Source organism: Ruminococcus sp. (assembly GCF_017650195.1).
Taxonomy (GTDB): domain Bacteria; phylum Bacillota; class Clostridia; order Oscillospirales; family Ruminococcaceae; genus Ruminococcus.
This window is the reverse complement of the sequence record NZ_JAGCFH010000124.1, coordinates 1-2,688: the sequence shown is the minus strand read 5'-3', so window position 1 is coordinate 2,688 and position 2,688 is coordinate 1. Positions and strand designations below refer to the sequence as shown.

Annotated in this window: 3 protein-coding genes; all 3 read left to right on the top strand. The window is 47.0% G+C overall.

The annotated features are described in order from the left end of the window. The first annotated feature begins 243 nt into the window (after positions 1-243). Positions 244-546 (top strand): Dabb family protein, encoded by a 303-nt coding sequence (locus J6U00_RS05755; RefSeq protein WP_296580074.1) that lies wholly within the window; start codon positions 244-246, stop codon positions 544-546. 69 nt (positions 547-615) lie between these two features. Next, the gene (locus J6U00_RS05750) at positions 616-1,359 is read left to right on the top strand and encodes an SDR family oxidoreductase (protein WP_296580073.1); all 744 of its coding nucleotides are present in this window, start codon (positions 616-618) and stop codon (positions 1,357-1,359) included. A gap of 53 nt (positions 1,360-1,412) precedes the next feature. Continuing rightward, positions 1,413-2,669 carry a Mur ligase family protein gene (locus J6U00_RS05745; protein WP_296580071.1) on the top strand — a complete coding sequence of 419 codons (1,257 nt, stop codon included), beginning with the start codon at positions 1,413-1,415 and terminating at the stop codon, positions 2,667-2,669. Positions 2,670-2,688 lie beyond the last annotated feature (19 nt).

The window sequence follows — 2,688 nt, the reverse complement described above, 5'->3', positions numbered from 1 at the left end:
TGCGGTTTCATATTTCTTAATCTGACATATATATCCCTTGTGATTAATCATATAGTTTTTTTAATAATAATTCCGTCTTTGCCTAATTTTCAAATATCTTTTTCTTACACATTTTTAGATTATGTATTTATAGTATGGAATATTGTCACCTTGATTCTGTTTTTGTTAGGTGTATTCCTTGCGCCTATGCTGCTGGCGAATAAAAAGTTCGATAATGACAAAATTTAGAAAGAAGGAAATAAAATGATAAAGCATATAGTTATGTTCAAGCTTAAAGAAGCTGACGGCAGGAGCGAGTACGAAAACGCTCTTGAAGCTCAGAAGCGCTTCGATAACGTTATCGCAAACGTGCAGGAGCTCAGAAAGGGCGAGGTAGTTATCAACTCAAAGGACGCTCCCGAGAGCAATTACACTATCTCTCTTCTCTGCGACTTCGACACTATCGACGATCTCAACGCATATCAGGTACACCCTGCGCATATTGAGTTCGGCAAATTTATCGGTACAGTAAAGACAGACAGAGCCTGTATCGACTACGAATACTGATGTTTATTCTCCCGTCACACGGCGGGAGAATTGCATATATAAATAAATATCCCACAGGAGGAAGAAAACATGGTAAATGTAAAAGGGAAATGGGCGCTCATTACGGGCGCGAGCCGTGGTATCGGTTATCTTTCGGCGATATTCATGGCTAAGCAGGGCTGCAATCTCATTCTCCACAGCAGAACTGAGGAGCACTGCGAAAAGGTACTCAGCGAGGTAAAGGCGCTGGGCGTTGACGCTTACATCGTGACAGCAGAGCTTTCGGACATGGAACAGGTTGAGAAAATGTGCCGTACTATCGACGAAAAGGGTACAAAGCCTGACATAATACTCAACAACGCAGGTCTACAGATAGCTTATCGCACTGACTATCTTGCAACTCCTGCATCGGACTATGACATAAGCTTTAAGATAAACACTACAGCGCCGATGATGATTTGCTATCATTTTCTTCCACAGATGAAGGAGAGAGGCTTCGGAAGGATAGTAAACACAACAAGCGGCATAGACCTCGAACCCGAACAGGCCGGCTATTCCGCAGCAAAGGCTGCTCTCAACAAGGTGACACGTGATCTTGGCAAGAACTATGAGGGAACTGATGTTACTCTCAGCCTTACAGATCCGGGCTGGTGCAGGACAGATCTCGGCGGACCAAATGCTCCGAACTCTCCCGAAAGCGCACTTCCGGGCGTACTTGTTGGAGCCTTTATCGACGACAAAAAATGCGGACGTATCTTCTCGGCACAGGAGTTTACGGGCATGACACTTGAAGAAGCTGTTGCCAAGGCTGAAAAACAGGCAGGAGTGTATTAAAAAGTATACAGGGAGGCTTTGCCTCCCTGATAGCATTAGTTAAAGGAGAAACCATGAACATAGAAGAATGTATGAGCTTCATAAATTCCTATACCAAATCGGGAGGCAGAATAACCGACCTCTCCCGAGCAAAGGAGCTTATGAATCGCGTGGGAGATCCGCAGGAGCGGCTGAAATTTGTACATATCGCAGGCACCAACGGTAAGGGCTCAACTCTTGAATATATCGCAAATGCATTGCAGTTCTCGGGCTATAAGACGGGTAAATTCACCTCCCCCTTCGTTCTGCGCTACACCGACAGGATACGCATAAACGACGACGAGATAGACGAGAAGTCCCTCTGCGACCTTGCGGAATTCGTAAAGGAAAGAGTTGACGACAAGGCTTATTCCCAGTTCGAGATAACAATGGCTATAGCCATGCTGTGGTACGAGCGTGAGAAATGCGATATCGTCGTACTTGAAACAGGCATAGGCGGACTTCTTGACTCCACCAACGTGATACCGCCGCCACTTGTGTCGGTAATAACATCCATATCCCTCGATCATACTGCTCTTCTGGGCGAGACCGTGGAGGAGATAGCCTCTCACAAGGCAGGCATAATCAAGAGAGGCTCGGCTGTGATTCTATCCGAGGACAATCCTGAAAGCGTAAGGGAACTCGTCAGAAAGGCAGCTGAGGAAACAGGCGCTGAGCTCATACCCTGTGAACAGTGCCGCCCATCTCCCGACGGCGGACTTTACTCCCCTTTCATATACAGGGGCATAACCCTAACTCCGGCAATGCCCGGCATACATCAGAAATACAATGCTCAGACTGCCATAACCGCCTGTATCTATCTCCGCAGCAAGGGCTTTTCCATAAGCGAGAGCGCTATAATAAGATCTGTGGAAACTACTCAGGTAAGGGCAAGAGTACAGTACATTGATGGCGAGCCGCCTGTTATAGTGGACGGCGGTCACAATCCTGCCGGCGTAGGAATGCTTTCCCTCATGCTGATGTATCTCAGTACGCGCAGAAAGAAGATATATACTGTCATGGGCATGGTGGACTCCAAAGACTATATAGGCTGTATAAAGACCATATCCGAGCTTTCTGACCGGCTCTTTGCAGTGGACGGTTTTGCGGCAAACGCCGTGCCTGCCGAAACTATTGCGGATATCGCAAGCTTCCGGACAGAAGCCGAGACCGGTACTCTTGCAGAATGTGTGGAAAAGGCAAAGGCTCTCGCCATTGAAAACAACGGCGTAGCTGTGATATGCGGTTCACTTTATCTTGCCAGCGAGTACCTGAATATGTACGGCGCATGATATAAGATAAGGAAATCCC